Source organism: Mucilaginibacter sp. (assembly GCF_028288105.1).
Classification (GTDB): Bacteria; Bacteroidota; Bacteroidia; order Sphingobacteriales; family Sphingobacteriaceae; genus Mucilaginibacter.
Genome location: NZ_JAQBOI010000273.1, coordinates 1 through 6081, shown reverse-complemented (window position 1 = coordinate 6081; position 6081 = coordinate 1). Strand labels below are relative to the sequence as shown.

The following is a 6081-nucleotide window of genomic DNA, read 5'->3' as shown; positions in this document are numbered from 1 at the left end:
TGGCCACAAAGGTTTGCTGTAGTTCGAAGGCGTTTTGCAGGTGGGCCAGCAGGCGGTTAAAATTATCTATCAGTTCTGCTATTTCATCTTTGCTTTTTACCTGGCTTACCCGCAAATGCAGATTGCTGGACCGGATGCTTCTTATCTGCGATATGATCTTATCAACCGGTGATAATGCCTTTTGGGCAAACATCCGCCCCGCAAAAAAAAGCCCGGTACCAAATATTAAAAACAGCACAACGGTGATCTTACTCAGCATCAGCATACGTCGTTGCGAGTTTTCATCTACAGCCGAGGCCAGTATCACAAATTCGCCCTGGTTATCTTTATAAGATTTACCAACTACTTTACGGTTGCCTTCTTCGTACTCTAAATATCCTTCCTTGCGTACCTGTTCTATAATAGCTTTTGTCCAGTAAATATTATGATTCATTTTAAAGGCCGAAAGGTTATTACGGTCGTATATTCGTATTACCTCTTCCGGCAATTTATCTAAATACTTTTGCTGCAACTGTAATATACTGTCGGCGGCCAGTTCATCGGCCTTTAAATAAAGCTGCGATGCAAGGTTGGTACGATCGGTAAGGCGGTTATAAAAATCGGCAGTAAAAAATGAAAACACAGCCACGTAAACCGCCACCAGTACCAGCAGCAACGCCCCCGAGCTAATGAGTGTAAAGTATAACGATAACCGGGTTTTTATTTTCATTAGTCTTTTAAAATATACCCCATCCCAATAACCGTATGGATCAGCTTTTTATCAAAATCCTTTTGAATTTTGTTGCGCAGGTAGTTCACATACACATCAACCATATTAGTGCCGGTATCAAAGTTTATGCCCCATACCCTTTCCATAATAAACTCGCGCGATAGCAGCTTGCCCGGGTTTTTAATAAAAAGCTCCAGCAAGCTATATTCTTTAGCGGTAAGGTTTATTTGCTTACCCTCTCGTTCGGCGGTCTTGTCCCAGGTGTTTAGCTTTAAGCCGCCAAAAGTTAGTATATGACTATCGCCATCGGCCAGTTTTTTACGCCGAAGCAGTGCCTCTATCCGGGCAAGCAGTTCGTTAAAATGGAAGGGTTTAACCAAGTAATCGTCCGCGCCCGAGTGCAGGCCGTTCACTTTATCGTCAATAGTACCCAAAGCGCTAAGCATTAACACGGGTAACTGCGGCTGATGTTTACGCAACTGGCGGCAGATCTCGATCCCGCTCATATCCGGCAGCATTACATCCAGTATTACCAGATTATAATCCTGACTATCCACCATTTCTAAAGCAGTTTCGCCATTATTGGCAATATCCACTTCGTAATCGTGTTCGTTAAGGCCTTTTTTTATAAATGATGAAACCTTTTCTTCATCTTCTATAACACAGATCCTGATCATTTTAAGCGTTTTTCAAATATGAAAATATTTGGCAGCAATTTGCCTTGTTTGTCAATATACTTTCACAAATATACATTGTAGCGTATATAAAGCCTGTTTACATTTGATAGCAAAACTCATTTGTTTACGTTTGCAGCGAAATCAAAATATTATGTCGGCTACAAATAACACAAAATTACACCCCGCTATAATCCCTTTAATGGCCGTTGCCGCCGGCGTAACGGTGGCAAATATATATTATAATCAGCCTATTCTGAAAGACATTAGCCAATCTATACATGCTACGGATGCCGAAATTGGTAAGGTTGCCATGTTTTCACAATTAGGTTATGGCTTAGGCATGTTTTTTCTGATCCCACTGGGTGATAAGGTACACCGCAAAAATTTAATTTTGTTATTATGCGGTTTATTGATAATCACATTAACCGCATTAACCTTTGCCACCAACTTATATGAAGTTTATGCGCTAAGTTTATTTATAGGCCTGTTTAGCACCCCGGCTCAAATTATTCTGCCGATGGCTGCCACCCTTGATAACGTAAACAGAGGTAAAACCGTGGGTAAGGTATTTGCAGGGATATTGGTTGGAATTTTAGGCGCACGTGTTTTAAGCGGATTGATAGCAGGTTCGTTGGGATGGCGCTATGTTTATGGCATATCTGCAGGTATGGTGTTCATTATAGCTATTTTGCTGAAACTTTATTTACCAAATGTGCACCCTAAATTTAAGGGGAATTACATAAACCTGTTAAAATCTACCCTGGCGCTGGTTAAAGAGCACAGGGTTTTAAGGCAATCAGCTTTATTGGGCGCGTTTACTTTTGGTGTATTTTGCTCTTTTTGGACAACCCTTACTTTCCATTTGAGCGCGGCGCCATTAAATTATTCAGCAAGTGTTATTGGTTTATTTGGGCTGATAGCCATTGGCGGTGCTTTGGTTGCACCATGGTTTGGCAAGCTGGCAGATAAGGGGAATAGCTATCGGTCGCTGCTGGTATCCGTAGGGATGATCATTGGCAGTATCATCCTGATAAAACTTTTGCCACTTTCCATAGCGGCGCTTATCATCAGTATATTCTTCTTGGATATTGGCGTACAGGCCACGCAAATAACCAACTTTGCCCGCATATACAGCCTTGACGAACATTCGCACAGCCGCTTAAATACCGTATATATGACTACCTATTTTATAGGCGGTTCTATCGGGACTTATTTCGGCCTGTTATCGTGGAAACTTGGCGGCTGGGATCTAAGTACCTGGCAAATGCTGCTTTGGGGTGTTATTGCCATAAGCATAGTTATGGTTAGTCAGCGCTACGCTACGCGCAATAAAGTATCGGTTTAAATTGTTTTAACCCGGTTTATCCCGTTGTTTATGCCAGCCCTTATCATATCACCATAACCATCATTGGGTAAAAAGGTGGTAAATTTAAGTGCCAGCAGGTAGTTATCCTTTGCTTTTGCAAAATCTTGCAGGTCTTCGTAACATTTGGCAACATTTAAATACAGGGATGGATATATCGTTTTAATATCGTCGGTATTAATTTCCAGGGCTAAGTTTAAAGCAGTTTCATCCCATGTTAGTTTATCTGCGATAGTTTTTTGCTGGCGGGCAACATAATGCGCTGCGGTAAGCTTTTCTAAATCGTTTGTGGCGTTGTGCCATGCTTGTTCAAATAGCACCAACGCCTCCTGTGGTTTACCTTCGCCTTCCAAAAGCATACCTTCTGCGCATAATTTATTGATATGGTTTTCCGGATCAAATTGCATAAATATGGTCAATTATACAGCAGTCTTAACCTTTTGCTTAATGTGGTCGGCTAACCTGATGGTAAGCGCTACCAATGTTAGCGTTGGGTTTGGCGCGGCGGCTGTTGCATAGCAGGATGCACCGGCCATATAAAGGTTAGCTATTCCGTGCACTTTGCAATTGGCATCAACTACACCTTTTTTAGGATCATCGGCCATACGGGTGGTGCCCATGTGATGCCAGCCACCGCCGGTAAACGCGGGCCAGGTATTATCGTTCTCGTCCTGCAGATATTCCATTAAACGCACCCTACCGGCGACACTTATACCAATTTGCTCGCCAATTATCTGATAGATCTTACGCAGGCTATGCTTTTCGAGCGGGGTTAGCTCCCAGTGAAGATTAGCCCTTTGTACGCCAAGCGCGTCTTTTTGGGCATCTAAAGTAACGCGACTGTTTGGATTGGGCGCCTGCTCTACCCGGGTAAACAGTTCAAAGGCTTTATAACTTTTTAACTCCTTTTGTGTTTTACCTTTTCTTTCGCCTTCCTTCATAAACGCATTGGTTTTGGCGGTATCGGCGCTCCAAAGGTCAATCATCGGTGTTTGGTTTTTGGCCACCTCTAAAGGCATTAATGACGCGGTACCATTTAGTATGCGGTATTTACGCTGCATGTCTTCGCTAATGGCCAGCTCGGCGCGGTGCTTTACGCCCCAATCCCACTGGTAAAGTTTTAGCGCCTGGGGCTTGGTAAGCCACATTTCGGCCGATTTTATCTCCAGGTGCTCCATAAAATACCGGCCTACATTATCGTTTTGGTTACCCAGGCCTTTTGGTGCTTGTTTATTTGATGCCAGCAGCAAACGGGCATTTTGGATAGAGCAGCAAGCAATTATAAATTGTTTTGCCCTAACAGTATGCTGTTTGCCCGCAAAGTTTTTCACCGTAACTTCTTTTATAGCCGATACATTTTGGTTAGCGGTAATATCCGTTACGTTGGCGTAAGTGTACAGGTGGATATTTGGCGCGTTCACAATAATATCGCGGTATTTTGTTCCAAAGCGGGTTGGCGTACTAAACTGCCACATTTTATTGAAAACCACGTTCTCATCAAGCGGCAGACCTTTTAGTTCGGGATCTTTATCCTGCCAGTACTTGGCGCTATACTCGTACGGGCCAAGGTCCAGGTTTTTTTGTGCGCGGGCATAGTATGGGTCAAGGTCTTCGCGTTTTATGGGCCAGCCACTATGCGGTACCCAATCACGTTCTTTAAAATCTATAGGGTCGAAGGTAGAGCAAAAGCCTGCCCAGTGCCCTGTTGTGCCACCAAAATAATGCAACCTTGCCGATTCAAGCGGGAAATACCGTTGGCCGGTGGTTTTGCCTTTATAAAGGTCCTGCATTTGTGAATCGTACTCAAAGCCCCCGCCCTCCAGCAGTATCACTTTATAAGGTGTGTTTAACAATTCTAAAGCCATGCTTATACCTGCCGCACCCGATCCTACAATACAAATATCCCCTTCAATCAGGCTGTTGTTATCAATATTTCTGGCGTCGATATGCATAAGCGATTATGATTTAAGGATAGAAAATAGCGCGCATTGCCTGGCTTCGGTAAGGGACATTACCCAACCTTTTACCATCACCGTATTGCCGGCTTTAAAATCGTTGGTAACCTGTTTATCCAGCATAGATTCGATCTCGTCTTTACTAAGCGATGCAGTTTCCTTTTCACTCAACAGCAGTTGCGAAAGCTTTTGCTGATTGTCTTCTACCGTATGTGTTTTCCGATAGACCAAGCCAGCTTCGCGGATGGCTTTTGCATCAACCAAATGCGAAAACAACAGCGGCTGTGCAACCGCCATTTCTTTTGAATTGGTACTGCAGCTTTCGGCAAAGGGCAGTGTAAGCGCTAATGCCGTAAATGCAGACAGTTTTACGAACGACCTTCTTTCCATATCAGTTTTTTATGGTTTCTAATTTCATAGCATCCAGGCCACGCTCTTTAATCAGTTCGGTATAATTGGTTAGCTCAAACTTGAGGCCTACCAGAGCCTTAAACTCCGGCGATAGCAACATATTCAGTTCGGTTTGGCGGTGTAGCGCGGTTAATGGTTTGCCTGCTTTGGTATTCATCATACTACTGTTCATATCAAACAGGGCGTTCATTTCGGGATCTTGCAGGGCAACGTGTATCACTACCAGGTTTGGCCTGTTTTTGCTTAGCTTGTTGGTTACATAAGCTAAAAATGCTGATTTTTTGGTTACTACAGGCTCGCCCCACATTTCTTTATAGGTTTCGCCAAAGTAAACTTGTTCGCTTAAGGTTGATATAGCCAGTTTGTATTTACGGGCAAGTTTTTCCGTTAAGGCACGAAGCGCCGGGGTTGATAAGGCAATGCCCATGTGCGGGTCTATATAAGATATTTTTAAGCCGGATGCCAAAGCCCGTTCTATTTGTGCTGTTAACTCTTTCTCTACCTCCTCTATCTTATAACCACTTTTGGCAAAGGCACGTGTGCTTTGATGAAAGTATCCCACGCCATCAACCAAACTTGGTACTGCTTCGCGACCTGTTACCGGCCCCCAGCGATAGTTCTTCCATTCGGATGTAAGGGTTAAATGCACACCTACGCTTACTTGCGGGTTCTTCTTTAGTATCTCCACCGCTTCCTGGTACCAGGGGCAGGCAAACTGCACCGAAGCCGAGAACGGCATTTTGGTATCAGCCATTTTTTTCATGGCCATATTTACGGAGTGGTTCATGCCGATGTCATCAAGTCTCAGCATCAACTTAGGCAAAATTTGTATCGACATTTGCGCTGTAGCCGTTTGCAGCAAAACAACGCTTAATATTATGCTTAGCAGGTATTTTATATTTTTCATGCGGATAGATTACACTTTTAAGAATGCCTTTTTACGATACAGGAAGTAAAGGAACATCC

General features: G+C 43.5%; 7 protein-coding genes. 1 reads left to right on the top strand and 6 read right to left on the bottom strand.

Features of this window, described 5'->3' with window-relative positions; translation table 11 throughout:
• Together JWQ85_RS18380 and JWQ85_RS18375 are read right to left on the bottom strand one after the other, a co-directional pair.
• Positions 1 to 709: HAMP domain-containing protein (locus JWQ85_RS18380; protein WP_299470525.1), on the bottom strand; the 709-nt coding region annotated here is incomplete at its 3' end.
• Positions 709 to 1386, bottom strand: a complete 678-nt coding sequence (locus JWQ85_RS18375) for a response regulator transcription factor (RefSeq protein ID WP_299470523.1) — start codon at positions 1384 to 1386, stop codon at positions 709 to 711. The genes JWQ85_RS18380 and JWQ85_RS18375, both read right to left, overlap by 1 nt.
• A gap of 151 nt (positions 1387 to 1537) precedes the next feature.
• On the opposite strand from JWQ85_RS18375, the gene JWQ85_RS18370 reads away from it, so the two are divergent.
• On the top strand, positions 1538 to 2731 hold the full coding sequence (locus JWQ85_RS18370) for an MFS transporter (RefSeq protein ID WP_299470521.1): 1194 nt from the start codon (positions 1538 to 1540) through the stop codon (positions 2729 to 2731).
• Here the strand turns inward: JWQ85_RS18370 and JWQ85_RS18365 are convergent.
• From JWQ85_RS18365 to JWQ85_RS18350, 4 genes are read right to left on the bottom strand one after another with little or no spacing between them, the layout of a single operon-like run.
• Complete coding sequence (locus JWQ85_RS18365) at positions 2728 to 3156, bottom strand: hypothetical protein (protein ID WP_299470519.1); 429 nt, start codon at positions 3154 to 3156, stop codon at positions 2728 to 2730. The two genes, JWQ85_RS18370 and JWQ85_RS18365, sit on opposite strands and share 4 nt — an antisense overlap.
• Before the next feature lie 12 nt (positions 3157 to 3168).
• Positions 3169 to 4701, bottom strand: a complete 1533-nt coding sequence (locus JWQ85_RS18360) for a GMC family oxidoreductase (RefSeq protein ID WP_299470517.1) — start codon at positions 4699 to 4701, stop codon at positions 3169 to 3171.
• Positions 4702 to 4707: 6 nt separating this feature from the next.
• On the bottom strand, positions 4708 to 5094 hold the full coding sequence (locus tag JWQ85_RS18355) for a hypothetical protein (protein WP_299470515.1): 387 nt from the start codon (positions 5092 to 5094) through the stop codon (positions 4708 to 4710).
• A 1-nt stretch (position 5095) separates the two neighbouring features.
• Positions 5096 to 6022, bottom strand: coding sequence for a ChbG/HpnK family deacetylase (locus JWQ85_RS18350; RefSeq protein ID WP_299470513.1), 927 nt, complete (start codon positions 6020 to 6022; stop codon positions 5096 to 5098).
• Positions 6023 to 6081: the final 59 nt, after the last annotated feature.

What these genes read in the sequence shown, in the direction of transcription:
- JWQ85_RS18365 (WP_299470519.1), bottom strand. Translation starts at nt 3,156, where the DNA reads ATGCAATTTGATCCGGAAAACCATATCAATAAATTATGCGCAGAAGGT.
- JWQ85_RS18370 (WP_299470521.1), top strand. Translation starts at nt 1,538, where the DNA reads ATGTCGGCTACAAATAACACAAAATTACACCCCGCTATAATCCCTTTA.
- JWQ85_RS18355 (WP_299470515.1), bottom strand. Translation starts at nt 5,094, where the DNA reads ATGGAAAGAAGGTCGTTCGTAAAACTGTCTGCATTTACGGCATTAGCG.
- JWQ85_RS18360 (WP_299470517.1), bottom strand. Translation starts at nt 4,701, where the DNA reads ATGCATATCGACGCCAGAAATATTGATAACAACAGCCTGATTGAAGGG.
- JWQ85_RS18375 (WP_299470523.1), bottom strand. Translation starts at nt 1,386, where the DNA reads ATGATCAGGATCTGTGTTATAGAAGATGAAGAAAAGGTTTCATCATTT.
- JWQ85_RS18350 (WP_299470513.1), bottom strand. Translation starts at nt 6,022, where the DNA reads ATGAAAAATATAAAATACCTGCTAAGCATAATATTAAGCGTTGTTTTG.